Here is a 26,820-nt window from a genome sequence, read left to right as displayed (position 1 = left end):
GGTGCGGGGGAGTGGTGGAGATCTAGAGGGTCGCGAGCCGGAAGCGGTCGAGCGCGTCGGCGCCGTCGACGAGGTCGGCCAGCAGCTCGCCGAGCACGGGCCCGAATTTGAAGCCGTGGCCGGAGAAGCCGGTCGCGAGGGTGACGCGGCCGACGCGGTCGAGCACGAAGTCCTCCGTCGGCGTGATGTCGTAGAGGCAGGAGATCGGGTCGGCGCTCGCCGCGTCGACACCCGGCAGCCAGTCGGCGACGTACTCGACGAGCCGGGCGAGCCGCTCGGGCTCGGCGCGGAAGTCGCGGTGGTCCGGATCGACGACGCGGCCGGTGCCGTGCTCGCCGACCTTCACGCCGACGCCCGGGGTCGCCAGGCCGTAGATCGTCGGCTCGTCTCCGCGGTGGTGCACGAAGCTCGGCCAGGCGTCGAGCGGCAGGTCCGTCGTGAAGTGCGCGGGCTGCTCCTGCGTGATCCGCAGCGGCGGGAGGGAGCGGCCGGCCGCGGCGACCAGCCCGCCCACGAGTCCCGGCGTCCAGGAGCCGCCGGCGACGACGACCGCGTCCGCGAGCAGCGGGCCCTCGTCGGTGACGACGCGGACGCCGCCCTCGCGCTCCTCGATCGCCCGGACGCCGGTGCTCGCGCGGACGACCGCGCCGTGCGACTCCGCGGAGCCGAGCAGCGCCTCGATCGCCGCGGCGGCGTCGAGCCGTCCGCCCTCCGGGTGCAGCAGCACGTCGGTCTCGAAGCGCAGGCCGGGCCAGCGCGCGGCGGCCTCGGTCGCGTCGAGCCGCTCGACCGGGATGCCGTCGCGGGCGAAGGCCTCCTCGATCGCGAGCAGCGCGAAGGCGTCGCCGTGGTCGATCGCGCCGGTGGCGGTGAAGAGGCTCCGGCCCGACTCCTGCTCGAGCCGTGCCCACTCGGCGGCGGCCCGGCCGGTCAGCGCGCGGTAGTCGTCCTCCGCGTAGCCGCGGCGGAAGATGCGGGTCTCGCCGTGCGAGGAGCCGCGGTCGTGGCCGCGCTCGAACCGCTCGAGCAGCAGCACCCGGTCGCCGCGCTCGGCGAGGGCGCGCGCGGTGGCGGCGCCGACGAGGCCCGCGCCGACGACGACCACGTCGCGGCCGCTCACCGGGCGCCCACGGCGTCGACCAGCCGCCGGGCAGGCATGGCCGCGCGCACGGCGGCCTCGTCGGGGAACTGCTGAGCGGCGAAGCGGGCCGGGGCGTAGAGCTCGGCGTCGCCGAGGGTCGAGACGCCCTGGAGGACCAGCTCGGCGACGAGACGGCCGAGACCGGGCCCGTGCGTCACTCCGGATTCGTTGTCGCCCGCGGCGACGAACAGCCCGGGCAGCTCGGGGACGGGGCCGGCGAGGAAGCGGCGGTCGGCGGTGTAGGAGACGACGCCCTGCGTCCACTCGGTGTCGCGCAGCGCGTCGGCGGAGGCGGGGAGCAGTCGCGCGATGAGCGGGGCGAGGTGCGCGTCCATCGCCTCGACCAGGTCGGTGCGCTGCGGGCGGCGGTCGGCGGCGGACTCGCCGAGCGGCTCGTAGCCGACGCCGTTGCCGTAGGTGAGGCCGCCGAGGTGCTCGCGGACCCAGAGGCCGCCGAGCTCGGGCAGCATCAGGGTCGGCAGGTGCGGGAGGCCGAAGGGCGCGGTGGTGAGGCGGCTCGCGACCACGCGGGCCAGCGGGAGGCGGCGGCCGAGCGGGGCGAGCAGCTCGTTCGTCCAGGACCCCGCCGCCAGCACGACGCTGTCGCCGGAGAAGATGCGGCCGTCGGCGGTGCGGACGCCGCTCGCGCGGCCGTCGGTCGCGAGGACCTCGGTGACGGGCGCGTGCTCGACGATCTCGACTCCGGCCGCGCGGGCCGCGGCGACCAGGGCGAGCGCGGCGTCGGGAGCGCTGATCTGGATGCCGTCGGGCTGGAGGAAGCCGCCGGTGACCGCGTTCGCGTCGAGGCCGGGGACGAGCTCGGCGGCCTCCTGCGGCGAGAGCTCGCGCGCGCCCTCCGGGCGCAGCGGGTGCTCGGCGAGCGGGCCGAGGTGGTCGCGGACGCCCTCCTCGGTGACGGCGAGCCAGGCGCTGCCCGTCTCGCGGAGGAGGATGTCGACGCCGCCGCGGTCGGGGTCGACGGCGAGGGCGCGGTAGAAGTCGAGGCCGTACTGCTCGAGGTCGCGCTCCGACTCGTTCCAGTACCAGGCGTAGCCCGCGGCCCACAGCCCGACGAAGCCCGCGCCGGCCGCCGTGGTGCCGCGCGCCGCGTCCCCCGACTCGACCAGCGTGACCCGGGCGCCCCCGCGCGCGAGGTGCAGCGCGGTGGCGGCCCCGAAGAGCCCGGCCCCGACGACGACGACATGCCTACTCATACTCGGTATCCAACCAGCGGGGCCCATGCCGGTCGAATCGATATGACGCCCCGAGTCCCTCCCTCCCCTCCGCGAGATGCCACTTGTGCACGCTTCTGTCGGCGTGTCGCGTGCACAAGTGGCATCTCGCGGGGCGCGACGGGGCGCGCACCAGGCCAGGGGGGCGGGGAGGAAACAGTTTCGGTAGGGTCGGGGCACCGTTGAGAGGAGGGGCCTGTGGCCCGCACGCCGGACACGCGCGTCACGCTGGACGTCGTCGCGGCGCACGCCGGTGTGTCGAAGGCGACCGCGTCGAAGGTGCTGAACGGCCGGCCGGGCGCCTCCGCCGCCACGCGCGCGCGGGTCGAGCAGTCCCTCCGCGAGCTCGGCTACAGCCCGAGCACCAGGGCGCCCCGGGTCGGCGGCGGCGTCACCGTCGTCTTCGACACCCTGCTCAGCGTCTACTCCCTGCGCGTGCTCGAGGGCGTCGTCGGAGGCGCGCAGAGCGAGCGCGTCGACGTCACCACGGGCGTCCTCGCGCCGAGCGGTTCCGCCGACGAGACGCTGCGCTTCGACGCCGCGTTCGTCCGCTCCGTCGCGGCGAAGGGGCACCTCGGGATCCTCGCCGTCACCACCGCGATCGACGCGGAGATCGTCGCGGCCGCCGCCGAGGCTGCGCTGCCGCTCGTCGCGGTCGATGCGCCGAACCCGCTCGACCCGTCCGTGGTCAGCGTCGGCTCGAACCACTGGGTGGGCGGGCAGCAGTCCACCGAGCACCTCGTCTCGCTCGGCCACCGGAGGGTCGCCTTCGTCGGCGGCGACGCCCGCAACCCGGGGCTGCGCGCCCGCTACGGCGGCTACCGAGAGGCGCTCGCCGCGGCCGGCCTGCCGGAGGACCCGGCCCTCGTCTCCGAGCAGGGGATGGGATCGGCTGAGCACGTCGTCCCTGCGCTCCTGGCTCTGGACGATCCGCCGACCGCCGTCGTCGCGACCAACGACATCGACGGCCTGCAGACGATCCGCGCCGCGATGGCAGCCGGCCTGCGCGTCCCCGAGGACCTGAGCGTGATGGGCTACGACGACACCTTCGCCGCGCTGCCGACCGCCGTGCTGCTCTCGACGGTGCACACCCCCATGCACGACCTCGGCCGCCTCGGCCTCGAGACCCTGGTCCGGATGCACGACGGCATCCCGCCCCTCTCGCACCGCATCGAGCTGGCCACCAGCCTCGTCGTCCGCGAGTCGACCGCCCCGCCGCGAGGGTGAGCGGCGAACCCGCTCAGCGCTTCTCGTCGTCCGGAACGTCGCCGATGTAGTCGGCGATGACCTCCGCCATGTTCTCGAGCGCTTCCCGATGGGACTCGATGTACTCCTGGTCGTACGCGGACTGCACGGCCAGCTCGATCCCCACGAGATTCGTCTCGGCCTTGCAGTCCATGTCCGCGGTGGCGGTCGCGATCTGCTCGGCGCCGACGTTCGAGGCGCCGACGCCCCACCGCGGATCGAACTCCGCGCTCACGGGATCCGGGTAGTCGAAGCCCCGCTTCGTCATGCAGGCGCTCCAGGCCCCGACCACCGCCTCGACGCGGCTGTCTCCGGAGGGGACCGGCGGTCCGCCGTCGGGGAGGGCGGACGGGTACCGGGCCGAGAACGCCCCGCCCCCGTCGCCGAGGGGGAAGGACCCGTGCACGGACATCGAGCACGCGGCGAATTCGTCGGGTGTGACCCCCGGCGGCATGCCACTCGGCAGGGCGCCGAGGTCCCCGCCCGCGCGTGCATAGCCGAAGCGACTCGCGTTATCCGGATCGAAGAACCCCCAGAGCTTCGACCTGATGTCCTCGACCTGGCCGTCGCCGAGGAAGGCGAGGACCGCCTCCTCGTCGAGGGGCCACTCGATCATCCGCTCGTCGTCGCCGTCGCGCAGGCAGGCGATCTGCTTCGCGCGCTCGGCGCGCACGAGCCGGAGGACCAGCTGCGTATCGGGGATGTACTGATCGATCGGCCGGACGATCTGCGACGGATCCGTCGGGGTGCTGATGGGACCGAGCGGTGGCTCGGGACGGGCGGGCTCCCCGCTCTCGTCCCCTGACGGCACTCCCGGCGCGCACCCGCTGAGAACACCGGCGACAGCGAGAGCAGACAGCAGGAGGACCACCGTCGCCCTCAGCGTTCGAGTCTTCACCGCGTTCCTCCGGCGGTCAGTCGATGTGCTCGACGATCACCGTCTGCGGCGTCGCGTAGCTGGTGCCCCATCCCGGCTCGAAGGGGACGTCACCACCGCCGGACAGGGTGAAGAATCCGCCGTTGTTGCCCGCACCCACTGTCTGCTGCGAGGTCAGCCGATCCGCGGCGGTGCCGCTGTTCGCGTAGCAGTGGTTGCCAGTGAAGAACTTCAGAAAATCGGTGCGGTCGCCGCAGGCCGGTCGGGTGATCGCGTGGGCGGGGGCTGCGGCGCTGATCGCGAGGCCGGCTCCGATGCCGGCAGCGACGATCGCCTTGGTCAGTGAATGCCTGGTCATGATGAGTGATCCCTTTTCTTCTCTTCGGGCTCGAGCGAGGACCGCACGCGGAAGGCGTCGGCGAGAGGCGGATCGCCGCGGAGAAAGCCGATCGAGGGTCGGCGTTCTTCCCTCTCCGAGCGGGTGATGCGGGCAACGGTAGAGGCCGTCGGCGGCAGTGGCCAGGGTCGGCGCGTAATCGACGGTCGGCTGTTCCGATCGAGGCGTTGCCCCGCGCCGTTGCAGGGGTTCGGCCCGGAAGAGAGGCGACGATACGCGCCGACCGTTCCCCTCGGCGATCGGCCTCGATAACCTCGCAGGGGTCGCCGGAGTGGTCGAGGCGTGAAGATATCGACATTCGGTGAAGCGATTGTTCGGGAATGTCTTCTCAAGGCTCTGCTGCGCCTTCTTCTGATCTGTCTTCTCATGAGAGGAGAGGACAGTCGCGCAAGAGACGGAGCGAGAAGAATCAGCACTATCGAGAGGCGAGAGGGAGAGCGCACCGTGACGGATTCGCCTGCTCCCCGACGGTCCCCGGTGGAGCGGCGGCAGCGGCTGCTGCTCTGGGCGGCGATCGCGGCGGCGGTCCTCTCGACCGCCGGGCTGGTGCTCTCGCTCTCGATCCGCTCGCCCGCGCAGCAGGCGGCCGACCAGGCCGCACCTCCGCCGACGACGCTCACGGAGCCGGTGGCGCGCCGCGTCCTCACCGGGACGGTCACCGTGCGGGGAACCGTCGCCGCGGCGAGCACGATCAGGGTGCTGCCGGCGGTCTCCACCGCGGGCGGAGCGGCGATCGTCACGGCGCTGCCCAAGGCGGTCGGTGCCGCCGTCCAGGCGGGGGACGTCCTCGCGCAGGTCTCGGGTCGACCGGTCCTCGCGCTGCCGGGGGCGACCCCCGCCTACCGCGACCTGAAGCCCGGGGCGGAGGGAGCCGACGTCGAGCAGCTGCAGAACGCGCTGGTCGCGCTCGGCCATCTGGCGGCCGACGACGTCGACGGGCACTTCGGCGGCGCGACGAAGGACGCGGTCGCCGCCCTCTACTCCGCTCGCGGCTTCGACGCGCTGACGACCGCCGACGTGAACGAGGGCGAGGCGGCCGAGCTGAGCGGCGCCCAGCAGGCCGTCGTCACCGCCCAGCAGCAGCGCGCCAGCGCCGCGCTCGAGTTCGCTCAGGCCGTCGACGACGTCGCGCAGGCCCAGGCGCGGCTCGCGGTCGAGTTCGCCACCCGCGCCGAGGGCGACGCCGAGGACGCCCTCGCGGCGCTTCGAGCACGCACGGGGGTCGAGATGCCGCTCGCGGAGACCGTCTTCATCCCCTCCTTCCCCGTCACCGTGGGCAGCCTCGACCTCGCGGTCGGAGCGCCGCTGGCGGGCGCGACCGGAGCGCTGATCACCCTCGACGTCGGCGATCCCGTCGTCTCCGCGGTCGTGCCGGCCGGCCGCGAGCAGTCCCTCGCCACCGGGCAGAGGGTCGTGGTCGTCGACGACGTCGACCACCGGGAGGCCGAGGGGACCGTCACCGCGCTCGGCGCCTACAGCGGGGGAGGCGCCGCCGAGGGCGCGGCGGAGGGCACGGAGTCCGCGCCCGGCTTCCCTCTCACGGTCACGCCGTCGCCGGCACTGCCCGCCGACTGGCGCGGCCGGAACGTCCGGGTGACGGTCACCGTCGGCGAGACTCCGGCGCCCGTCCTCGTCGTGCCGGTCGTCGCTGTGCAGTCGGCCGACGACGGCACGACCTTCGTCACCGTGCTGCAATCGGAGGGCGGGCAGCGCGTGGCCGTCCCGGTGTCGACGGGGCTGATCGCCGAGGGCGAGGTCGAGGTCACTCCTGCCGAGGGCGCCGTGCTCGATGAGGGCGACCGTGTCGTCGTCGGCTGAGTCCGGGGCTGAGGCCGAGGCCCCCGTGATCTCACTCGTCGACGTCCGCCGTAGCTTCCCCGGCCCGCCCGAGACGACCGTGCTCACCGGGATCGACCTCACCGTCGCGCGCGGCGACTACCTGGCGCTCGTCGGGCCGTCCGGCTCGGGCAAGACGACCCTCCTCCACCTCCTCGGCCTCCTCGACACCCCGAGCGGAGGCGAGTACCGCTTCGACGGCATCGAGGTGGTCGGGCTGACCGAGGTACAGCGCACCTCCCTGCGCGGGCTGCGCATCGGCTTCGTCTTCCAGGACTTCCACCTGCTCAGCCATCGCACCGCGACCGAGAACGTGGCGCTCGGTCTCCTCTACGCCCGGATCCGCACGGCGGAGCGCACGGCGCGAGCTCGGGAGGCGCTGGAGCGCGTCGGGCTCGGCCATCGCCTCGACGCGCTGCCGCGGACCCTGTCCGGCGGCGAGCGGCAGCGGGTGGCGATCGCCCGCGCGCTCGTGATCCGGCCGAGCCTGCTGCTCTGCGACGAGCCGACCGGCAACCTCGACTCGGGCTCCGCGGAGCGCGTGCTCGACCTCTTCGACGAGCTGCACGCCGACGGGGTCTCGGTCGTCGTCGTCACCCACGACTCCGCGACCGCCGCCCGTGCCGGCCGGACGGTCCGGATGCGCGACGGGCGCCTGCGCTGATGGCGCCGTCGCTCCCGACCAGCGGTCTGCGAGCCGCCGACCTCCTGCGCGAGGCGCTGGCCGGGCTGGTCCAGCGCCCGACCCGCACGGTGCTCACCCTGCTCGGCCCGCTGCTCGGCGTCGGCGCGTTCGTCGTCGTCCTCGGGCTCACGGCGACGGCGTCCGGGCAGATCTCCCAGGAGTTCTCGCTGCTGCAGGCGACGCAGGTGACCGTCACCGACGCGGGCGGGAGCGACGCCTCCGACACCGTCGACAGCTTCCCGCCCGACGCGGAGAGCAGGGCGGACCGGCTGGACGGGGTCGTCGCCTCCGGAGTGAGCTGGACGCTGCCGAGCGGGTCCACCCCCGTCTCCGCTCGTCCGGACGGGCTCGGCTCAGCCGTCCCGATGACCGTCGCGGCGGCCACTCCGGGCTGGTTCGGAGCCGCCGAGGTGTCGTTCCGCTCCGGCCGCGCGATTCAGCAGTGGGAGGAGGAGCGGGGAGTCCCGGTCGCCGTGGTCGGGGCGGGAGCGGCGCGGCAGCTGGGCCTGCCGCCGGTGGCGGGCGAGGCGAGCGTCTTCCTCGGCGGGGTCGGCTACACGGTGGTCGGGATCCTCGGCGAGGCCGGGCGCGACCCGCTCGCCGCCTCGACGATCTACCTGCCGGCCGCGGTCGCCCGGCAGGTCTACGGGCCGCCGAGCACGAGTGCGCCGGCCGTGCTGCTCGTGGAGACGGAGGTCGGCGCCGCCGGTGTCGTCGCGCAGCAGCTCCCGATCGCGCTGCGGCCGGATGCTCCCGCGACGATGAAGACCTCCGCGCCGCCGGATCGCTTCGCGCTGGCGGAGAGCGTCACCGCCTCGCTCGCGGAGCTCTTCCTGGCGCTCGCCGCGGTGATCCTCCTGATCGGGGCGGTCGGCATCGCGAACACGACGCTGGTGGCGGTGCTCGAGCGGACCCCCGAGATCGGACTGCGGCGCGCGATCGGCGCTCGGCCGCGCCACGTCTTCCTGCAGATCCTGCTCGAGACCGGGATCACCGGGACCCTCGGCGGTCTGCTCGGCACGACCGCCGGCATCGCGGTCGTCGTCGCGAACGCGGCCCTGCAGCAGTGGACCGCGATCCTCGATCCGCTGGTCACGGCGAGTGCACCGCTGCTCGGCACCCTCGTCGGGGTGCTTGCCGGGCTCTCACCGGCGATCCGGGCCGCGCGGATCGAGCCGATCGAGGCGCTGCGGCGGTGAGCGTCGGCGTGGCGGCGGTCAGGCGGTCGCGCCTCGCGAGGCGCGCCGCACGCCGAGCAGCACGACCAGGCGGAGGAAGCCCACCAGTCCCGTGCCCAGCAGTGCGGCGAAGAGCAGCAGCACGGCGACTCCCGCGACCCAGGTGGTGTCGCCGCTGACGTCCTCGACCAGGAACTCGAGGCAGAACAGCGCGAGGCCGACGTAGGCGAGGACGAGCACGACGATCGTGCCGGGGCGGTGCAGGCGCTGGCGCGGGGTGCGCCAGAGCGCCGGCGGCTCGAGCCAGCGGCGGAGCAGGCGGATGACGAGGGTGCCGACGAGGCCGGTCAGGCCGGCGCCGATCAGCACGACGCCGGAGGAGCCGAGGGGCGTCGAGTTCAGTCCGGCCAGCGAGAGTGCGATCCCGACGCCGACGAAGACGGCGCCGAGCCCCCCCGCCGCCATCGCCGACCACATGCCGAAGCCGCCGCGGAGCACGCTCTCGCGCTCGGGGCGCGGCTCGAGGGGGGCGTCGACGAGGCGCTGCGGAGCGGGCGGGGTGGAGGAGGCGGGAGAGGCAGTAGCGGAGGCGGCCGCGGGCTCGCCCCAGGCGGGTGCCGCCCCCGTCGTCTCGACCACGTTCTCGCGGACCGGGATGTAGCGCAGCGGCGCGTCGATGCGGACCTCCGGGCGACCGCGGACGACGGCCGTCGCGCTCACGGGGACGCCGCGGAAGAGGAGGACGGGCGCGAGCAGAAGGGAGCCGGACGGGTCGATCGACCACTCCGGGGTCTGCGGCGGGGCGCCGTACCACTCGGCGGAGGACGAGCCGGCGAGGGTGAAGGAGATCGGGCGGTCCGCGACGAAGGTCGTCGGGGGGAGGTCGGTGCGGCCGAGGTTGCGGACCGTCGCGGTGACCCGCCACCAGTCGTCGCCCGCGTGCGACAGGCGCACGTCGATGTCGACCAGCGAGGCCGGCTTCGCGCGGCGCCGGCCGATGACGACGGCGACCACGGCGGCGGCCGCGACGATGAGGCCGCCGAGCAGGCCGACGACTCCGAGAACGATCTCCATGGGGCCAGTCAACCATCCGGGCGGGCGCGGGCGGCCGGGGGTGCGGGCGGGGTGGATCTCGATACGCGCGCGGGGCGCGCTACTCGATCAGCAGGGACGGAGCGCCTCGCGCGCTACTCGATCAGCACGAGCTGCGCGCGCTGGTCGAGTGGTGGCGGAGTCATGGTGGTCGAGTAGCCGCGGAGCGGCGTATCGAGACCTGGCGTGCAGGGGGTGGTGGATCTCGATACGCGCGCTCCGCGCGCTACTCGATCAGCATGCTCGGCACCCGGGCGCCCCACCGCGGGGTTTGGCGGCTCGCAGCGGGGTCCGCATACTGGAGGACCGCCCCCAACAGGGAGCGTTCAGCTGCGACAGCGGAGGGTGGAGCGGTGTCGACCGTGCGTGACCGGGCCCTCGCGGCCCGCCGAACCGCCAGCCCCCTGCCTCTCGCAGTGGGTGCCGCGGGGATCGTGGTGAGCCTCGCGCTGGCCGTTGTGGCCGCCTCCGTCGCCTCGGCGCCCGTCCGCGTGCTCGGTCTGCCGCTGCCGCTGGTGCGCGGCAGCGCCGTCTGGCTGAGCGTCGCCGGCTACGTCCTGACGCCGCTGCTCGTCTTCCTCGCGACCGGCTGGGACCTCTCCTCCCAGCGCGCGCACTCCCTCCGCGACGCCCGCCGCTTCGTGCCCGACGCGCGCTTCACCCGCGCCCTCTACTGGCTGTCGGCCGCAGCGCTCGTCCTCGGCGCCTGGCACGTCCTCAACATCAGCGTCCCGATCTCCGAGTGGCTGAGCCGGTGATCCGCCGCGCCCTCGCGATCGCCGTCACCGCGCTCCTGCTGACCCTCGGGCTCGGAGCGGCGGCGCAGCCCGCGCAGGCGGCGACCACCACCAGCACGCAGACCGCCTCGCTCACCGACATCGGCCGCGGCGCGATCGAGGACCTCCGCACCTGCCTCTCCTCCTCCGACGTCCTGAACGTCTACTACCTCGTCGACAGCTCCGGCTCGCTGAACACCGGCGGCGAGGACGGCCGCGGCTCCGACCCGGACGTCGCGCGGGCCGGCATCCTCGCGGGCAGCCTGCAGGAGCTCGGCGGCCTCCGCGACTCGCTCACGGTCAACTGGGGCGCCGCCTTCTTCAGCCGCGCGTTCGAGCCGGCCGTCGACTGGCGGCCGTGGTCGCAGGAGAGCCCGGAGGCGCTCGCCGGCGTCATCCGCGACAAGACGCCCGGCGGCGGCACCAACTGGCTGGCCGGACTGCAGGGCGTGCAGACCGCGCTGCAGAGCCAGCCGAGCGCCGGCTCCGCCTGCCAGCTGGTCATCTGGCTGACCGACGGGGAGATCGATCTCGGCTCCGCGCAGGCCACGGCCGACGCGACCAACGCGCTCTGCGGCGTGCGGATCGACCCCGACGGCGACGAGCCCGAGGGCAACGGCCTGCTCGCGGCCCTCCGCCAGGCCGGCGTCGTCGTGCTCGGCACGCTCCTGGCCGACGGCGAGCAGCGCGAGGAGGCCCGCGTGATGTGGCCGCTCGTCGAGGGCAGCGGCGCCTACGGCGGCGGCACCGCGACCTGCGGGCCGGCCGTCGCGCCCGAGGGCTCCGTCCGCGGCGCCGTGGTCGACGCCTCCGACCCCGACGCGCTCGCCTCCGTCTTCCTCCAGCTCGGCGCGCGCATCGCCGGCGGCGCCTCCGAGGCGCTCGACGCGAACGGCTCCTTCTGGATCGACCCGGGCGTCGCGCGGATCCAGGCCGTGGTCAAGGACGGCTGGACACTGCAGGCGCCCGCCTCCTCCGGCCTCGGCACCCTCTCCGCCTCCGCCACAGCCCCCGAGGTCACGGTCACGCAGTCCTCCGGCGTCTCCCGGCTCGAGATCACCGTCGACCGGCCCGAGCTGCAGGGGCAGTGGACGCTCACCTCGCCCGGCACCGCCGAGGTCTTCGCGTTCAGCGACCTGCGGATCGTCTTCGACGACGCCAACCAGGTGGAGCGCGGCGAGAGCGGCCTGCTCTCCGCGACCCTCACCGCCCGCGTCGAGGATCCCGCCGGCGACCCGGTCGACCTCTCCGTCTTCGGCCGGGCCGACTTCACCGCGACCAGTGCGGCCGACGGCGCGATCACGGCCCTGCCCGGTGCCGCGATCGACGCGGCCTCAGGCGTGATCACCCTGCCGCTGCCCTCCGACGTCACCGCCTCCGAGCTGCTCGTCACCGCCTCGCTCGAGCCGCTGACCACGGCCGAGCACGCGATCGAGCTCGCCCCCGTCACCACACAGCAGCGGATCACCACCGTGCTGCCCGCCGCGTTCCCGAGCGTCGCCTCGCCGATCGTGCTCAGCGAGCTGACCGGCGCCGACGGCCGCGCGGAGGGCACCCTCGCGATCCAGGGTCCGACCGCGGGCACCGACGGCCAGGTCTGCCTCGCGAACGCGCCGACCGTCACCAGCGACAACGCCGACCGCGATGGCGGCTGGATCTGGACCTTCACCGGTCCGACCGGAGTGGCGCTCTCACCCGGCGACTGCATCGTCGTGGCGACCGGCGCCTCCGCGGTGCTGACCGTCGCCGCGGAGAACGACACCCCCGCCGATTCCACCGTCTCGGCGACCCTGCCCCTCGACATCCGCACCAGCGACGGCAGCAGCGCCCCGCAGACCGTCGCGATCTCCTTCCCCTCGACCTTCCCGGTGAACGCCGCGGCGATCGGACTGGTCGCGCTCGTCCTCCTGCTGCTCGGCGTGCTCCTGCCGCTGCTCGGCCTGTACCTCTTCAACCGGGCGAAGGCGAAGATCGCGATGGAGGGCTCGTTCCAGCGCGGCACGCTGCCGGTCGAGATCACGCCCGAGGGCGTCCGCTCGGCGCTCACCAGCGGCCGCCTCGACGAGCGCTTCCGCTACCTCCGCAGCGAGACCGGCGTGCGCGAGCTGCCCGACCCCGAGCTCGGCCGCCTCCGCGCGCACGTGCCGTGGTGGCCGCTGAAGGCGCCCAGCTACCGCGTCGGCCCGCCCGCCGGCGGCGTGATCGTCGCCTCCCGCACCGGCACCCGCGGCACCTCCGCCGGGCGACCGCTCGGGAACGGCGGAGTGGAGTTCTCGGCGCTCCCGCTCGACGTCTTCTGGGCGATCGTGGTCTCGGAGCAGGAGCTCGAGCGTCCCCGCGGCGACGAGCCCGTGCGCGCCACGGCCGTGCTCTACCACCGCGTCGACCGCGACGACGAGGCGCAGTACGACCGCCGCCTTGAGGACCTGCTCCGCGACTCCGGCGAGCCCGCCTGGAAGACCGTCGAGGTGCTGCGCCGCGAACGCGCGGCGAAGCGCCCGGAGCGCCGGGAGCCGCAGCAGCCCGTTCCCGCAGCCCAGCCCGCGGCCGCCGAGGCCCGCTCCTCCGTGCCGCCGCGGAGTGCCCAGAGCGGCACCCCCACCGCGACCCCGCCCCGCCCCCTCGCCCCCCGCGCCCCGGCGGCCCTCCGCCCCGGACGCAGGGCGCGCCCGGCCGCCCTGGGGACCGCCGCCCCGCGGCCCGGCGGCTCCACCCCGCCGCCGCCGCCACCCGGCCGGGCCGGCCCCCGCACCCCTCCGCCGCGCAGTCGCTGACCGCGACGCGCCTCCCACAGACCCGCCTCACGACACACCGCGCTACCGCAGGAACACCGCGCGACCAGACGAAAGCAGGACCTCATGCTCAGACCCTTCCTCCTGATCGGAGTCGGCGGCTCCGGCGGCAAGACCCTCCGCGGCATCAAGTACCAGCTCGAGCTCAAGCTCCAGCAGCTCGGCTGGGAGGGCGGCATCCCCGCCGCCTGGCGCTTCCTGCACTTCGACACCCCCACCGTCCAGGACGGCATGGAGTACCAGGCGCCGTTCCTGCCCCGGCAGGACTACCGCGGCCTGGTCAGCACCGCGGCGACCTTCGACATCGTGCACGGCTCGATCACGAGCGCCCACGCGACCAACAACGCGATGCGCCACGACATCGAGCGCCAGCTGCCCGACCCGCGCCTGGTCAAGGTCGACGTGACCAAGGGCGCCGGCCAGTACCGCGCCGTCGGCCGCGCCGTCGCGCTCGCCGCCACCAAGGAGATCGCCCAGGCCGCGCGCCTCGCGATCGGGAAGATGAACGACGCCGAGTCGCTCGCCGAGCTGCAGACCCTCGGCCAGCGCCTGCGCGCCCGCGACGACGGCGGAGACGGCAGCCCGATCGTCATCGTCATCTCGTCGGTCGCCGGCGGCTCGGGAGCCGGCCAGTTCCTCGACATCATCGAGATCATCAAGTCGACCGCGAAGCAGTACCCGTGGTCGAACCAGTTCTTCAGCATGCTCTACGCGCCCGACGTCTTCGATCAGCTCTCGGTCACCGCGGGCATGCCCGGCAACGCGCTCGCCGCGATCTCCGAGACGATGAACGGCTTCTGGACCGACACCCCCTCCGCCGCGACCCTCGAGCTGCTGCGCACCAAGGGCGTCGCCCCCTCCTACGGCGCCGCGATGGACCGCGTCGGCGCCGCGTACCCGTTCATCGTCGGCCGCAGCAACAGCAAGGTCACCTTCGAGGACCAGAACGCCGTCTACGACGCCGTCGCCACCAGCCTCACCGCGTGGATGATCGACGAGCGCGTGCAGGACGACATGATCGCCTACTCGTCCGGCAACTGGCAGGCCCGCTCGGCCGCCAACGTGCTGCCCGACAACTCCGGGCTGATGAGCCCGGCGCACCACTCGCCGCCGTTCTCCTCCATCGGCTTCGGCCGCGTCACCCTCGGCCGCGAGCGCTTCCTCGAGTATTCGGCCGAGCGCTTCGCCCGCTCCGCGATCGACCGGATGCTCTTCGCGCACGCCGAGGAGGACCCGCAGTTCGAGCGGATGACCGAGCGCGAGTACATCGAGAAGTCGGCGGACAGCGAGTACCAGCGCTTCCTCCGCGAGCTGCGCCTGAACGAGGAGACCGCCGAGCACAACGACGTCACCGACGCGCTGCGCGACCAGAGCACCCTCGACCTGATCAAGGCCGAGCTGCAGCGCGGCGCCGACGACGAGCTGGCCCGCCCCGAGTCGCTCGACCGCCAGGGCGGCACCGACATCACCACCTGGACCGACCGGCTCGTCAACGAGTTCACCCGGCACAGCCCGCGCCTGCTGCAGCGCGACCGCGAGGCGCGCCAGCGCCGCCTCGACGAGTGGACGCGCACGATGCCCGGTCACATCCTCGAGACGGTCTCGCGCTACGTCGCCCAGGACGGCCTGCCCGTCGTCACCGCGATGCTCCGCCGCCTCGAGCGCGGCCTCAAGGGCACCGTCGACGCCCTGGGCGTCGAGGCCCGCCAGCACGAGGAGTGGGTGGGCACCCTCAGCTCGCTCGTCTCGGACGAGCTGCGCACCTCGGCCAACCAGCAGTCGATCCGCCCCGACCAGGAGGCGGTGCAGTTCGCCATCCAGCGCCTCGGCCAGGCGCTCGAGTGGTCCTCCGAGGCGGCCCTGCGCGACTCCGCCTGGGCGCTGCTCGCCGAGCTGCGCGAGACTTTCCTCGGCCCGCTCGCCGACTACCTCGACGGCTCCCGCACCGCGCTGCTCCAGCGCGTGCACTCGCGGAAGACCAGCGACGACCGCGAGAACGCCTACGAGTTCTGGCCCCGCCGCGTCGACGAGACCGTCCCGCGCAAGTACTCGCCCGCGCCCAACGAGCGGATGCTCGTCGAGCCGGAGAAGTACCCGGCCGAGTTCCAGAAGCTGGTGCGCGCCTCCGTCGACGGCGACGCCAAGTACCAGGACGCCGTGCTGCGCGTGCTCGCCGACCAGCTCGTCGGCGTCAGCCCGGACAGCGAGTCGGACACGGGCGCCTGGTCGCTCGTCGGCAACCCGCGCACCTGGAAGCCGACCGTCACCGCGGACCCGGCCGTCGCCAACCCGGCCCAGCGCGCCTCCTTCGAGCTCGCGACCGACCCCGAGGTCTACGTCGGCCGCGCCCGCGCCTGGATGAAGCGCGACGGCACGCCGTTCGCCGCCTACATCGGCGAGGACCTGCTCGGCTTCTTCGACTCCGAGGTGCTGCCGCCCGACGTCTTCGCCGCCCGCCGCGACCGCTACCGCGAGCAGCTCCAGGCCGCCCTCGGCGCCAGCGAGCCGCTGGTCAAGCTCAACCCGGCGCTGCTGCGCGCCGTGCACGGCAAGGCGATCAACGAGGACACCTCGCTGGTCTTCAGCTCGATCCCGTTCCGCGCCGGCACCGAGATGTACGAGGTGACCAAGGGCGTGCTCGGCCAGATGGGCGTCTGGGACGACGCGACCAGCGAGTCGTGGTTCCAGGACCAGAAGGTCGACGGCATCGAGGTCTTCGCGATGTCCGGCTTCCCCTACGAGCCCATCGTGATGGACTCCGTGATGGAGCCGATCGCCCGCGGCTGGCTCGCGCAGTCGAACACCCAGGACAGCCGCGAGGCGTTCTGGAAGTTCAAGCGCGCCCGCCTGCTCGGCGAGAGCATCCCCGCGGACCCGCGCGCGATCGAGTCGATGATCCGCGGCTGGTACGTCGCCAAGGCCCTCGGCCGCCTCGCCGTCGACGCCTCGCAGGGCGAGAAGGGCCCCAAGCTCTCCGTCTGGGACCCGTCGACCCGCGCGCTCGCCGACTTCCCGCACCCGCTGCTCAGCGAGCGCAACGCCCGCCCCGCCGACTTCCCCGGCGTCGTGCTGCAGTCGCTCGCCATCGCGATGGCGCTCTGCAACGTCGACGGGACGCTGGCGCCGCTCGCCGCCTACCGCGTGCTGATCTCGCTCGGCGGCAGCCGCGGCGAGGAGACCGAGCTGGCCGAGTGGCTGCAGACCGGCGCGCTGCCGACCGGCGCTCCGGTGCCGGAGTCGTCCCGCGCCGGCAGTGCGGACGGCGACCTCGCGTCGCGCCGCTCCGCCGTGCAGGCCTATCTGACCGCCGAGCTGGCCCGCTTCGACAGCGACATCGTGCAGCAGGACGACATGGTCTCGGTCTACGACTACCCGGTCACCTGGGAGATGCGCGAGCAGTTCCGCGAGGCGCTGCTCGGCCTGGTGTCGTCGGTCGTCTCGACCGGTCCGCGCGACTCCGGAGTCTGAGCGTGCCCCCGGAGATGCGCCCGGACGGCTTCTGGCCCGACGGCAAGGCGGCGATCGTCCTGCTGCCCAGCGGCGCGCAGGGCGAGACCCTGCTCGAGCTGGCGGCGCAGTGGACGAAGACCGGCCTGCTCGGCCAGGCCCTCTGGGTGCTGCCCGAGCACGTCAAGACCTCGCCCTATGCGCCGCCGCAGATCGAGGCCGTGGTGCTCGGCGTGGGCGCCGACCTCGAGTCGGTCGCGATCGCGGTCGACCTGTTCGAGGCGCTCGCGGAGGAGCCGCTCGCCCTCGTCCGCCTGGTCACCCTCCGCTCGGCCCTGCCCGAGCGCGAGACCGACGAGGCGCAGGACGCGGTCGCCGACCTCGTCAGCCGCTGGGTGCGCACCTCGATGCCGCTGCCGAACCCGTCGGCGACCCTCGCCGATCAGACCACCGAGCTGCGCCGGGTCACGCTGATCTGCGCGCCGACCGCGTTCCAGCTGCGCGAGCGGGTGGAGGCGCACGAGCACGGCTTCGTCGTCATCGCCTCGCCCGAGGACCGCTCGAGCCCGTGGTCCGGCGACGCGTTCGTCCGCGACGACGAGCGCTTCACCGGCTTCACGCTCACCCACCTGGCCAGCGTCGCCGGGCTGTGGAACGGCGTCACCGACGGCAGCGTCGAGCTGATGAGCCGCGAGTCCGACGGCGGCGACTCCGTCTGGATCTCGCGGGTGTTCCTCAACGCGGTGCTGACCGAGTCGCTCGGCCGCCGCGTCGCCGCGGGCGTGCTCGAGAACGCCGCCCGCCCCGACTCGCTGCTGATCGACCCCAGCGTCAGCCCGCCGCCGCCCGGCACCGCCTACATCGACGACGGCCAGATCGCCGGCTACGTCGAGAGCATGGTCGCGGGCGCCCTGCGCCTGGACGGCGGCGCGCTCACCTACGACTCCGCCGGCTCGCTCGACGTGCCGGAGCCCGAGCGGATCGGCTTCTGGGCGCAGATCGGCCGCTTCTTCGCCTTCTCGGCGGGCAAGCTCGTGCAGATCCCGCGCTGGGCCGTGCTCTGGATCACCTCGAGCGCGAACCGCTCGGTGACCCGCGCCCTGCACACCTCGCAGGGCTCGGCCGTCGTCGGGGCCGACTACGACGAGGTGCTGGACGTCCGCGACCGGCTCCTGGTCGCCGACCTCGAGCACCTCCGCGAGGACGAGGGCCGCGCCCGCGCCGAGGCCGACGCGCCCGCCGCGATGGCGCACGTCCGCACCACGCCGCAGCTCTGGGCGGGCCTGCGCGAGCTGGTCTTCGGCGCGCTCGACGGCAGCGCCGACCTCCGCGACGCGGGCTTCGCGCCCGTCGAGGGGGCCGTGCCCGTGTTCGGCCGGGTGGGCGACGTGCTTGCGCTGCCGGACGACCCGTGGGTGTCGTCGGGCTATGACGTGCCGCCGGGGTTCCCCGAGCGGGTGGACTGGTACGCGCTGGCGCTCGCGGATCCGCGGGAGCGGCTGCAGAACTGGGTGTCGGCGTCGGAGGCGGCTGTCGCGGCTGCGGCGGTGCCGTCGGTGCAGGAGCCTGACGCTCCGGTCGCTTCGGAGCCCGAGTCGTCCGAGCCCGAGCCCGCGCCGTTCGAGTCCGCCGCGTTCGCGCCGCCCGCGCAGGAGACGCTCGTCGAGGGCGAGGCCGCCGAGCCGCGGACCGTCGTCCAGATCGAGGTCCCCGCGGAGGAGGCTCCCGAGCCCGCGGAGCCAGTCGTCTCCGCCCACGACGCCGAGGCGCGCCGCTCCGGCCGCCTGCAGGCGCTCGGCGAGTACGACCTGTGGGCCGGCCGGCAGAGCTCCTCGTTCGTCTGGCGCTTCCTCGACCGGATCGGCGCCGAGCGCCGCCGCGCCGAGGACGAGGTCGCGTACCTCACGGGCGAGATCGACGCGATCCGCCCGCAGCGACCCGGCGAGCTGCTGGGCCTGCGCCGCGAGTTCCACCGCACGCTGCTCGTCGGCTGGGTCACCGTGCTGGCTCTCGCGATCGTGGTCGGCGTCGGCATCTGGTTCGTCAACGACTACGCCTCGCGGCAGCCCGCCGGCACCTTCGATCCCGGGCTGATCACCTCTGTGCTCTTGTGGGTGCTGGTCGGCCTCGCCGGGGCCGGAGTGCTGATCACGCTGGTGTCGCTCGTCCGGTACCACGCCGGCTGGTCGCGCTTCGAGCGGCGGATCCAGCTCGAGCGCACCCGACTCGCGCACTACGGCCGCAGCGCCCGCCGTGCCCGCGAGGAGGCCGCGCGCCTGCGCTCCGTGCACCGCCAGGCCGTCGAGTGGCTGGTGCTGCTGTCCAAGGCCGTGCACCGTCCGTGGCACGTGCCGCCCGTCTGGCTGCAGCACGAGACCTTCGACGTCGAGCGCGGCGCGATGCCGTTCGCGGTGCGCCTGGCGACCGTCAGCGGCGAGGAGACGGCCGCGGTCGCCCGCATGCGCGCCGCGATGACGTCCAAGCTCGTCCGCCGCGGCTGGCGGCACGAGGCCTTCGAGTCGCTCGTGCAGGAGATGGCGGCCGACTACGGAGCCGGCCAGGGCTTCGGCCTGTCGGCGCTGGACGAGGACCTCCCGCACTCGTCGAACCACACGCGGCGGATGCTGCTGCGCGCCCTCGACGACGAGTCGCTGCTCACCCGGATCGCCGCCCCGCGCCTGGCCGACATCGTCGCCTCCGTGCAGCGCGACGAGGAGGCGATCGCCCGCCCGCGGGTCCGCCCGATGGGCACGAATCCGCTCAACGCGCTGCGCCGCCCCGAGGACTTCGAGGGCGTCGAGCTCGACGTGCCGTGGGACGACTTCCTGCTCGACTCGCTGACCCGCGCCGACCCGATGACCCCGGTGAGCGCCACGGTGCTGACCGAGCTGCAGGTGGGTGAGCGCTACCACGAGCGCGTGACGAGCTTCCTCGTCGCCCCGTCGCGGCTGCAGGAGCGGCTGCGCTTCGACCCGTCGGCGCCCATCCACGTCGTGCCGTTCGAGGCGTCGACGGGGTCGCCGGTGGATCTGGTGTGGCGCGTCGATGTGGTCGGGCCGGTGCCGCGTTCGGCGATCCGGCTGTGGGACGGGGCGGTGCGGGCGTCGGCGCCCGTCGTCCCGGCCGACGGCGACTCGGGGGTGTAGTCGGTGGTCGGCAGGCCGCCGCCGCCGCGACCCGGTGGGGTGCGGCGGGTGGGGGCTCCAGGGCTCTCGCGGGGCGCTGGGCGGCCGGGGGCTCCGGCCCGGTATCGGCGGGTGCGGCGGGCGCCGTGGTGGGTGTGGATCGTCGCGGCCGTCGGGGTCGCTGCGGTCGCGTTCGCGGTGGTCGGAGTGGGGGAGACGGTCGGGGTTCCCGGTGCGGGATCTGCGTCGTCCGGCGTCGCTGCTGGTCCTGCGTCGACCGCGCCTGCTTCGATCCCTCCCGCGACGGCCACTCCGTCCGCCGCTGCTGCGCCGACCGCGCCGACCGCGTCCGTCCCCGCGTCACCTACGGCGGACTCCGCCGACCCCGCCGTGCTCGCGCTGGCGACCCTCGCCGCGCTCCCCGTCGACGACGGCCGCGCCGACGTCCCCTACGACCGCGACCTGTTCGGCGAGTCCTGGAAAGACGTCGACCGCAACGGCTGCGACACCCGCAACGACGTCCTGGGCCGAGACCTGCTCGACCCGGTCTTCAAGCCCGGCACCCGCGACTGCAAGGTCCTCTCCGGCACGCTCGTCGACCCCTACGACGGCACCGCGGTGTCCTTCGTCTCCGGGACCGACACCTCTCGGCTGGTGCAGATCGACCACGTCGTCGCCCTCGGCTGGGCCTGGCACCACGGCGCGTGGGCGTGGACGGACGAGCAGCGCGTGCTGTTCGCGAACGACCCGGCGAACCTCGTCGCCGCCTCGGACGACACGAACCAGTCCAAGAGTGACGCCGGCCCGGGGGAGTGGCTGCCGCCGGCCCCGGAGCTGCGCTGCGGGTACGTGGAGCAGTTCGTGGGGGTGCTGGGGGTGTACGGGCTGGCGATCGGGGCGGAGGACCGGGAGGCGGCGGAGGCGGTGCTGGTCGGGTGCTGATGCGCATCCCTGCGGAAAGGCCCCAACCAGGGCAATGCCACAGCCTTCGCTCGGACCCTGCTGCCTGGGGCGACGCTCGCGGCCAGCTCGCCCGCCGTCTTACGGCCGGCTGAAACCGCGCCTCGATCGCAACAGCAACCTGTATCCGATGTCAAGGCAGCCCAGCATCCCCATTGCGAACGGTCTGCCGATACGGTGGTCGGATGAGAACGCCCGGTAGACAACGCCCGCGCCCCCAGGCGCTCGCCGTCGCGCCCGCGCCAGCCGAACTTGAAGCCTGGGCAGCCGCTGCCACGTATATCGGGTCCGCTGAGCACAAGACGTACCCGTCTTTTGCTGGGCAACCAAAGCTTCGCTCGGATGCGACACCATGTCCCCCGCAATTCAATGATGCCGATCGCCTTTCGAGTTGGCTGGCAGATGCGATCAGGCGTGGGAGCGTTAGCGCTTACCGCGATCAGGGACTGTTCCCCAGATATGTTTGGGATTGGCAGGACGGTTGCTGGTTTGAGGCTCGCTTGGTGAACGCCGTTGCTGGGACTTATAAAGGATATCCTGTCGCGGAAGCGAGCGTGCCTAAAGTTTTAAGGGATCGGATAGTTCGATGATGAGAATCGACTGCAACTGGGAGTCTGCCCCGCAAGTCCGTACTCCCGAGCTGCGAGCGACGTGGGCGCGTCTGCAGATCACGGTCGGCGACGAAGTCGCAACGCTTGTGAAAGAGCGCGAGGCGCCGGGTCAAATTCGCGAGGGAATTGACGTTTCGGCTTATCCTCTGGCGGAATGGATTGCATTAAATTGGTGGGCGGTTGAAACGGCGTCTCATACTCCTTACTACTCGGGTTTAGATCTGTCTGGCGCAGGAGAGGGATTTCCCTGGCCTGCAATGACATTACGCTCAGATCGTCAGCAAATGTGGATTCACGCGGCGCCTCGCCAGTCCCCGGACGATAGAGTACGTTTGCTCGGTAACGTCAGCGCAGTGCTTGATGCAGATGAAGTACGCCGGACACTAAGTCGCTTTGTCGACTCAACTGTAAGACGCCTAGAAGAAAGCAATATAGCTGACACCTTGTTGCAAGAAGAGTGGTATGCGATTCAAGGGCTTGACGACGAAGAGCGTGACTTTGCAGTCGTAGCCGCGTCATGGGGTTTCGATCCATTCGACATGCAGGCGGAAGATGCTCGTCGGCTAGAGGCGGCTGCTGACGTTATTTCTGACAGCTCCCTCCTCGCGGACATCGCTCGTGCCGTGCCTTTTTCAGAACTAGAGGCGGCCGATGAATGGATACGCACAGCGCTTCAAGATGGCACGTCCCGGAACACAGGTCCGAGGGAGCGGCTGTCGGGTATGGAGGCGTTCCGTGGAGTTTCGAGGGCTGCTCCGTGGCGCGAGGGTTATAAGCGAGCTCGAGCCCTTCGCGAGGTGCTCGGCCTGTCAGCTGTCGAGGCAATGCCGATAGAAGATTACGTTGTTCTGACGAATGTTAATGTTTCGCCTCCTGGCAACATAGAAGCCCTTACTCGCATCAGCGCCACGTCGGCGGAGACGGTTGTCGGTCCGGAGGTCGAGCGATCCGCTCCGCGCGGCCGGTTCCTCGGTGCTCGGACAATCGCGCGTCAGATAACAGATCCACTGACACGATCTTCGCTTCTTACGCGGGGTAGTAGCTACACGGACAAACTTGAGCGTGCTTTCGCTGCAGAGTTGCTTGCGCCCGCTGCCGGGATTGAAGAGCTTCTTGCTGGCGACCTTGGGGAGGCCGCTCAAGCGCGCGCGGCAAGTAATTTTCTTGTCAGTGATCGATTGATCGAACATCAGATAGACAATCAGTTGGCGGCATAGGTACAAGAGGGACTGTCAAGGCCGTCTAGTTTCCTCCTCGGCCGCGACCTGCTCGACCCGGTCTTCAGACCGGGCACCCGCGACTGCGAGGTGCTCCCCGGCACGCTGATCAACCCGTACGACGGCGCTGCGGTGTCGTTCGCCTCCGGGAATGACATGTCCCGACAGGTGCAGATCGACCACGTCGTCGCTCTCGGCTGGGCGCGGCACCACGGCGCGTGGGCGCGGTCGGACGAGCAGCGGCTGACGTTCGCAAACGACCCGGCGAACTTCGTCGCCGCCTCGGACGACATCAACCAGTCCAAGGGCGACGCGGGCCCGGGAGAGTGGCTGCCGCCGGCGGCAGAGCTGCGCTGCGGGTACGTGGAGCAGTTCGTAGGGGTTCTGGGCGAGTACGGGTTGGTGGTCGGGGCGGAGGGCCGAGCGGCGGCGGCGGCGGTGCTGGTCGGGTGCTGACGCGCGCCGGGGCTGTGCCGCCCGCGGAGCCTGCGCCGTGCTCCACTAGCCTGAGCGCCACTATGGCCTTCGGCTCGGACGCGGACTGGGCCGACCCGGACCCGTTCGACCGGCCACCGCGCCGGAAGTCCGGGCGCCGCCTCTCCGTTCGCCAGGACCGCGGTACGGCGATCCTGCTACTCGTCCTCCTCTTGATGCTCGGTGCCGTCCTGTCCTTCTTCGTCCTGGTCGAGCACCTGGCGGCGGATCGGTGCGGCGGAGCCTTGGGTGAGTGCGATTACGAGCTCCTGAGCGCGACGACCGTGTTCGTCCCCGGAGTCGTCGCCCTGACCGTCCTCCTGACGATCGTCGCCCTCGTCCGACGCGGCACATCGCGCCGGATCTGGTGGATCCCCGCGACCGGCGTGCTCGGCGCCGTCCTCGCGTTCCTTCTCGCTTCGGGTCTCGCCTTCGTCGCGGTGCACTGAAGCGCTGCTCAACCTGGTCCTCGAGCCCGGCTCGACTGCAAGGTTCTTACCGGCGCCATGACCTACCCATCCAATGGAGCAACGGTGTCGGTCATATTCGGGGGCGACACCTACCGCCCTCTGCAAATCAACCACTTCGACGCCCTGAGTCGGCTTTGATATGAAGGTGCATGAGCCTGATCGGACGAGCAGCTGCTGGCATTCGCGAGCGACCTGGCGAACCATGTCACCGTCTCGGATGACACACGAACCAGACCAAGAGTGATGCCGGCTCGAGAGTGGCTGCCGCCTGCCCCGGAGCTTCGCTGTGGCTACGTCGAGCAGTCGTTCGTGCCGGTAAGGGGGCGTGAAGCTGGCGGTACCTGGCGAAAAACCGGAAGGCGGCGGAGGGCGTGCTGGCGAGCTGCCACCAGCCGTGCCACCGCTGCCCGGAACTGACTGCTCCCACGCAAAAGCAATCGATTCTTAGGCCTCAGGGATCGTCACGAGGCGAACGGCGACATCGAGAAACTTGAGCGCATCAAATTGCTTAACTAGATTTACTTTGGTGAAAGTAAACAAGCTGTCAACGTCGAGCGGCTTAGGTCGACCAATGCCTAGAATAACTTCACTTATCCCAGCGTCCGCGAACCGCCCGTCTGATACGGCAGCAACGCGATCCATCCACGCTCGGCGCCCATTTTCATCCCTTGCTAAGGACTCTGTTGAGACAAGTGCCTGTGCTAGTAGGTGACTCATGGATGCCGAATCCCGACCTCGTTTCACGTGAATTAGCTGGCCCGGATTCACGTAAATATCGCAGGGCTCAATTCCGCCGCGAGAATGTAAGGGTGTTGAGATCAATTTCCTATCAAGCGAGTAGCCGCCGAGTAGCTTCGCAGCACGGATGTTGTAGTCCGCTTCATTCTCGCCCGCAGGCCATGCGGGCAGCGAAAGGGAGGGGGTGGTGGTGAGGATCTCGCGTACTCGTTTGTCAATGCGATCAAGGTACTGGTCGTCCATTCGATACCAGCTGCCGTCGTGCAGGCAGTACCTGCGCTCGTCGACCTGAACCTCGAAGGTCAACCATCGACGAAGCGGGACGGCGTTGGAGGCGACGGTGGCGGGTGATGGCTTGTTTTCGCTGAAGAGTTCGATCTGAATAAGGCTCAGGCGAGACGCGATCGTCTCCACCGGAGTGTCTTTGAACCAAGACAAGATCTCATCTAGGTCGGGAGCGTACTCGAAAAATTTTGACTTGTGGTCGCCAAAGCCGCTAACTTTACAGCTCGCGAAAGGCGCCCATTGGTCCAAGCGCTCGTGTGGCCAGCTTATGCTCATTCTGTCGCCATCGGCATTCGAAATCGCTTCGTACAGTTGGTTGTCGAGCGCGACGACAACGGGATCCTTCGGCTTCAAGGCCACTAACTGTTCGATTCCCTCGAGACCGGGGAGGACAGGCAGCTCAAGCAGATCGTTGAGCGCCTTAAGATCTTTGACAAGCTTCTCGGGACTCTTGGCAAGTGGGAGATTTAGTGAATCTGCAGCGCGGAGCTGAATCACCTTCTCACCAACTGACAGGTTCGAAATTATGGCGCGCGCCTCGATGCGGTTCACTACTTCACCGTACTCATCGACACCGAGGTCTCGCATCGTCCCTCCGGACGGCTGTGTGCTCCGGTCCACTCTCGAACGGTGGTCGAGAATAGTTCGCGTAATCGACTTCAGTTCGGACGGCGCGGCCGAACGTGCAACCACTCGCGCGCCAAAGCGGAAGTCGATTCGCTCAAATTCTAAAAAGTGGAAGCCTATGCCCCAAGAAATTGCCCAGACTTGATCTTGGTCGTCCTTAATTGCGAGCACGGCTCCGGGGGAAGTGTTCGTCAAGCGAATTTTTTTCCCCGCGAGGAGCGCGAGGTCCTTCACCCAGGCGCTCTCGTTCGAGATGGAACCTGAAACCAAGAGAGCGTCCAGTGTGTCGACTTTTGTACTCTCGACCGTATAGTTCGAGTCGCTAGCCCTGTACTTCTCGCGGATGGCCGACTCAAGTGTTGTCTCCTCGATCATGCGGTACACGGTCGTGCGTTTGGTGGAGCTAGCCTGTTTGATCATCGTGTGCAGACCCTATACCGAGGAGATTCGGATGGAAAGGTCCCCTGCGCTACGTGTCACGAAATCTTCTCGTTGATACGTGCAGGGACTCCGCCGCTTGAAAGGGCCGTTGACCACCATCCGGTAGACCGATCTCCAGTCTTGCAGCCTCGCCGGGTCCCTCGGGCTGGCCGCTCACTCCTTGGCTCTGGCGATCAACACGCCTCGAGGCCAGATACGTCGCGGTGCTTGGTGCTGGTCGAGAGCGTCTGCAAGGTGAGTGGGCGCGCCGCATGGAATAGGGCGAGATTTAACAGCGATTAAGGCAATCAGCCGACCGCACGCGTTCGCGTGCCTGGTCGACTCGCCCGCGCCCCGCAGATGGCCTCGTCGCCGCCGCGGACGTCACGAACTAGTCGAACAGCATTGCGGGCCCGGGGAGCAGTCGCAGTCGGCCGCGGAGCTGCGTTGCGGACGTCTCGAGTAGTTCGAGGGGTGCTCGGGGCAGACGAGCTGGCGCTCGGGGTGCAGGACCGCGTGGGGCCGGAGGCGGTGCTGGTCGGGTGTTGACCCAGTTAGGCGTAGGCGGGCCGCGGTGCCTGCGGGCTTTGCTCGGCTAGCCTGCGGGCACTATGACCTTCGACTCGGACGCGGACTGGGACGACCCGGATCCGTTCGACCGACCGGCTACCCGTATGCGCCCCGCCCGCCGCCTATCGGCCGGCGAGGACCGCGTCACCGCGATCCTGGTGCTCGTCTTCCTGCTCGTGCTCGGCGCGATCCTGTTCGTCGTCGTCCTCATCGAGAACCTGACCTTCGATGCGAACCGCGTGGACAACCGCCTGGACGGCGTCTCGGTTCTGGGCGAGACGATGTGGATCGTCCCCGGAGCAGTAGGCCTGTCCGCCCTCGCGACGCTCGTCGCACTCTTCCGCCCCGACAGGTCCCGCCGCATCTGGTGGATCCCGGTGGCAGGCGCGGCAGTTACTGTCGCCGCCTTTCTGGTCGCGTCAGGGATCGTGATTCTCGCCGGGCGGTGACCGCAAAAGGGCGACGCTCCTCTTGCGCCATTCCGGGATGAGGTCCGAGCACACTCGACCGAGCTAGGCAAAAATACTCGTTGTCCTCCGCCTGCGAGAGAGAGGGCACAGTGAGACTCAACCCCAGACACGAGCGTCTCTCGCTAGTTCTTCCCCTTGATGTTTCTACTCTCGGG

The 26,820-nt window shown here is 71.3% G+C and carries 19 protein-coding genes; 13 read left to right on the top strand and 6 right to left on the bottom strand.

Annotated elements, in window-relative coordinates; all coding sequences use genetic code 11:
• Window positions 1-22: 22 nt before the first annotated feature.
• Window positions 23-1,120, bottom strand: coding sequence for an FAD-dependent oxidoreductase (locus GTU73_RS16805; protein WP_160090789.1), 1,098 nt, complete (start codon window positions 1,118-1,120; stop codon window positions 23-25).
• Window positions 1,117-2,355: an FAD-binding oxidoreductase gene (locus GTU73_RS16800; protein WP_160090788.1), complete on the bottom strand. Its 1,239-nt coding sequence runs from the start codon at window positions 2,353-2,355 to the stop codon at window positions 1,117-1,119. The genes GTU73_RS16805 and GTU73_RS16800 overlap by 4 nt, the downstream gene beginning before the upstream one ends.
• Window positions 2,356-2,571: 216 nt before the next feature.
• Between GTU73_RS16800 and GTU73_RS16795 the strand changes: the two genes are divergently transcribed.
• A complete protein-coding gene (locus GTU73_RS16795) occupies window positions 2,572-3,600 on the top strand; it encodes a LacI family DNA-binding transcriptional regulator (protein ID WP_160090787.1) in 1,029 nt (342 codons plus the stop codon).
• Between the two features lie 13 nt (window positions 3,601-3,613).
• Here the strand turns inward: GTU73_RS16795 and GTU73_RS16790 are convergent, their stop codons facing one another.
• On the bottom strand, window positions 3,614-4,516 hold the full coding sequence (locus GTU73_RS16790) for a hypothetical protein (RefSeq protein ID WP_160090786.1): 903 nt from the start codon (window positions 4,514-4,516) through the stop codon (window positions 3,614-3,616).
• 16 nt (window positions 4,517-4,532) lie between these two features.
• Window positions 4,533-4,853, bottom strand: coding sequence for a hypothetical protein (locus tag GTU73_RS16785; protein WP_160090785.1), 321 nt, complete (start codon window positions 4,851-4,853; stop codon window positions 4,533-4,535).
• A 516-nt stretch (window positions 4,854-5,369) separates the two neighbouring features.
• Between GTU73_RS16785 and GTU73_RS16780 the strand changes: the two genes are divergently transcribed.
• The 3 genes from GTU73_RS16780 to GTU73_RS16770 are packed head-to-tail and all read left to right on the top strand — an operon-like array spanning window position 5,370 to window position 8,612.
• A complete protein-coding gene (locus tag GTU73_RS16780; protein WP_160090784.1) occupies window positions 5,370-6,710 on the top strand; it encodes a peptidoglycan-binding domain-containing protein in 1,341 nt (446 codons plus the stop codon).
• Window positions 6,711-6,735: 25 nt separating this feature from the next.
• Entirely contained in the window at window positions 6,736-7,392 is a 657-nt protein-coding gene (locus GTU73_RS16775) for an ABC transporter ATP-binding protein (RefSeq protein WP_320529529.1), read from the top strand.
• Complete coding sequence (locus tag GTU73_RS16770) at window positions 7,392-8,612, top strand: ABC transporter permease (RefSeq protein ID WP_160090782.1); 1,221 nt, start codon at window positions 7,392-7,394, stop codon at window positions 8,610-8,612. The genes GTU73_RS16775 and GTU73_RS16770 overlap by 1 nt, the downstream gene beginning before the upstream one ends.
• An 18-nt stretch (window positions 8,613-8,630) precedes the next feature.
• Here the strand turns inward: GTU73_RS16770 and GTU73_RS16765 are convergent, their stop codons facing one another.
• Window positions 8,631-9,665: a hypothetical protein gene (locus GTU73_RS16765; RefSeq protein WP_160090781.1), complete on the bottom strand. Its 1,035-nt coding sequence runs from the start codon at window positions 9,663-9,665 to the stop codon at window positions 8,631-8,633.
• 371 nt (window positions 9,666-10,036) lie between these two features.
• Between GTU73_RS16765 and GTU73_RS16760 the strand changes: the two genes are divergently transcribed.
• The 8 genes from GTU73_RS16760 to GTU73_RS16725 all read left to right on the top strand — a co-directional run bounded on the left by GTU73_RS16760 (window position 10,037) and on the right by GTU73_RS16725 (window position 23,534).
• Window positions 10,037-10,441 (top strand): hypothetical protein, encoded by a 405-nt coding sequence (locus tag GTU73_RS16760; protein ID WP_160090780.1) that lies wholly within the window; start codon window positions 10,037-10,039, stop codon window positions 10,439-10,441.
• Entirely contained in the window at window positions 10,426-13,233 is a 2,808-nt protein-coding gene (locus tag GTU73_RS16755) for a hypothetical protein (RefSeq protein ID WP_160090779.1), read from the top strand. Before GTU73_RS16760 ends, GTU73_RS16755 begins: the two co-directional genes overlap by 16 nt.
• A gap of 84 nt (window positions 13,234-13,317) precedes the next feature.
• Complete coding sequence (locus GTU73_RS16750; RefSeq protein ID WP_160090778.1) at window positions 13,318-16,719, top strand: tubulin-like doman-containing protein; 3,402 nt, start codon at window positions 13,318-13,320, stop codon at window positions 16,717-16,719.
• Between the two features lie 2 nt (window positions 16,720-16,721).
• Complete coding sequence (locus GTU73_RS16745) at window positions 16,722-19,844, top strand: hypothetical protein (protein WP_160090777.1); 3,123 nt, start codon at window positions 16,722-16,724, stop codon at window positions 19,842-19,844.
• Between the two features lie 369 nt (window positions 19,845-20,213).
• The gene (locus GTU73_RS16740) at window positions 20,214-20,765 is read left to right on the top strand and encodes an HNH endonuclease family protein (protein ID WP_160090776.1); all 552 of its coding nucleotides are present in this window, start codon (window positions 20,214-20,216) and stop codon (window positions 20,763-20,765) included.
• A gap of 604 nt (window positions 20,766-21,369) precedes the next feature.
• A complete protein-coding gene (locus GTU73_RS16735) occupies window positions 21,370-22,611 on the top strand; it encodes a hypothetical protein (protein ID WP_160090775.1) in 1,242 nt (413 codons plus the stop codon).
• Between the two features lie 12 nt (window positions 22,612-22,623).
• Entirely contained in the window at window positions 22,624-23,067 is a 444-nt protein-coding gene (locus tag GTU73_RS16730; protein ID WP_347877757.1) for an HNH endonuclease family protein, read from the top strand.
• Window positions 23,068-23,129: 62 nt separating this feature from the next.
• Entirely contained in the window at window positions 23,130-23,534 is a 405-nt protein-coding gene (locus GTU73_RS16725; protein ID WP_160090773.1) for a hypothetical protein, read from the top strand.
• Window positions 23,535-23,999: 465 nt separating this feature from the next.
• On the opposite strand, the gene GTU73_RS16720 is transcribed toward GTU73_RS16725, so the two are convergent.
• Complete coding sequence (locus GTU73_RS16720; RefSeq protein WP_160090772.1) at window positions 24,000-25,580, bottom strand: DUF6119 family protein; 1,581 nt, start codon at window positions 25,578-25,580, stop codon at window positions 24,000-24,002.
• A gap of 656 nt (window positions 25,581-26,236) precedes the next feature.
• On the opposite strand from GTU73_RS16720, the gene GTU73_RS16715 reads away from it, so the two are divergent.
• Window positions 26,237-26,644, top strand: coding sequence for a hypothetical protein (locus GTU73_RS16715; RefSeq protein ID WP_160090771.1), 408 nt, complete (start codon window positions 26,237-26,239; stop codon window positions 26,642-26,644).
• Window positions 26,645-26,820 lie beyond the last annotated feature (176 nt).

The sequence above is a fragment of the Rathayibacter sp. VKM Ac-2804 genome (genome assembly GCF_009866655.1).
In the GTDB taxonomy this organism is placed as follows: domain Bacteria; phylum Actinomycetota; class Actinomycetes; order Actinomycetales; family Microbacteriaceae; genus Rathayibacter.
The sequence above is the reverse complement of the archived record's forward strand: the minus strand, read 5'-3'. Positions and strand labels throughout refer to the sequence as shown.

Coding starts and splice junctions, on each gene's coding strand:
- GTU73_RS16735 (WP_160090775.1), top strand. CDS start 21,370: ATGATGAGAATCGACTGCAACTGGGAGTCTGCCCCGCAAGTCCGTACT.
- GTU73_RS16750 (WP_160090778.1), top strand. CDS start 13,318: ATGCTCAGACCCTTCCTCCTGATCGGAGTCGGCGGCTCCGGCGGCAAG.
- GTU73_RS16800 (WP_160090788.1), bottom strand. CDS start 2,355: ATGAGTAGGCATGTCGTCGTCGTCGGGGCCGGGCTCTTCGGGGCCGCC.
- GTU73_RS16715 (WP_160090771.1), top strand. CDS start 26,237: ATGACCTTCGACTCGGACGCGGACTGGGACGACCCGGATCCGTTCGAC.
- GTU73_RS16720 (WP_160090772.1), bottom strand. CDS start 25,580: ATGATCGAGGAGACAACACTTGAGTCGGCCATCCGCGAGAAGTACAGG.
- GTU73_RS16765 (WP_160090781.1), bottom strand. CDS start 9,665: ATGGAGATCGTTCTCGGAGTCGTCGGCCTGCTCGGCGGCCTCATCGTC.
- GTU73_RS16725 (WP_160090773.1), top strand. CDS start 23,130: ATGGCCTTCGGCTCGGACGCGGACTGGGCCGACCCGGACCCGTTCGAC.
- GTU73_RS16785 (WP_160090785.1), bottom strand. CDS start 4,853: ATGACCAGGCATTCACTGACCAAGGCGATCGTCGCTGCCGGCATCGGA.
- GTU73_RS16770 (WP_160090782.1), top strand. CDS start 7,392: ATGGCGCCGTCGCTCCCGACCAGCGGTCTGCGAGCCGCCGACCTCCTG.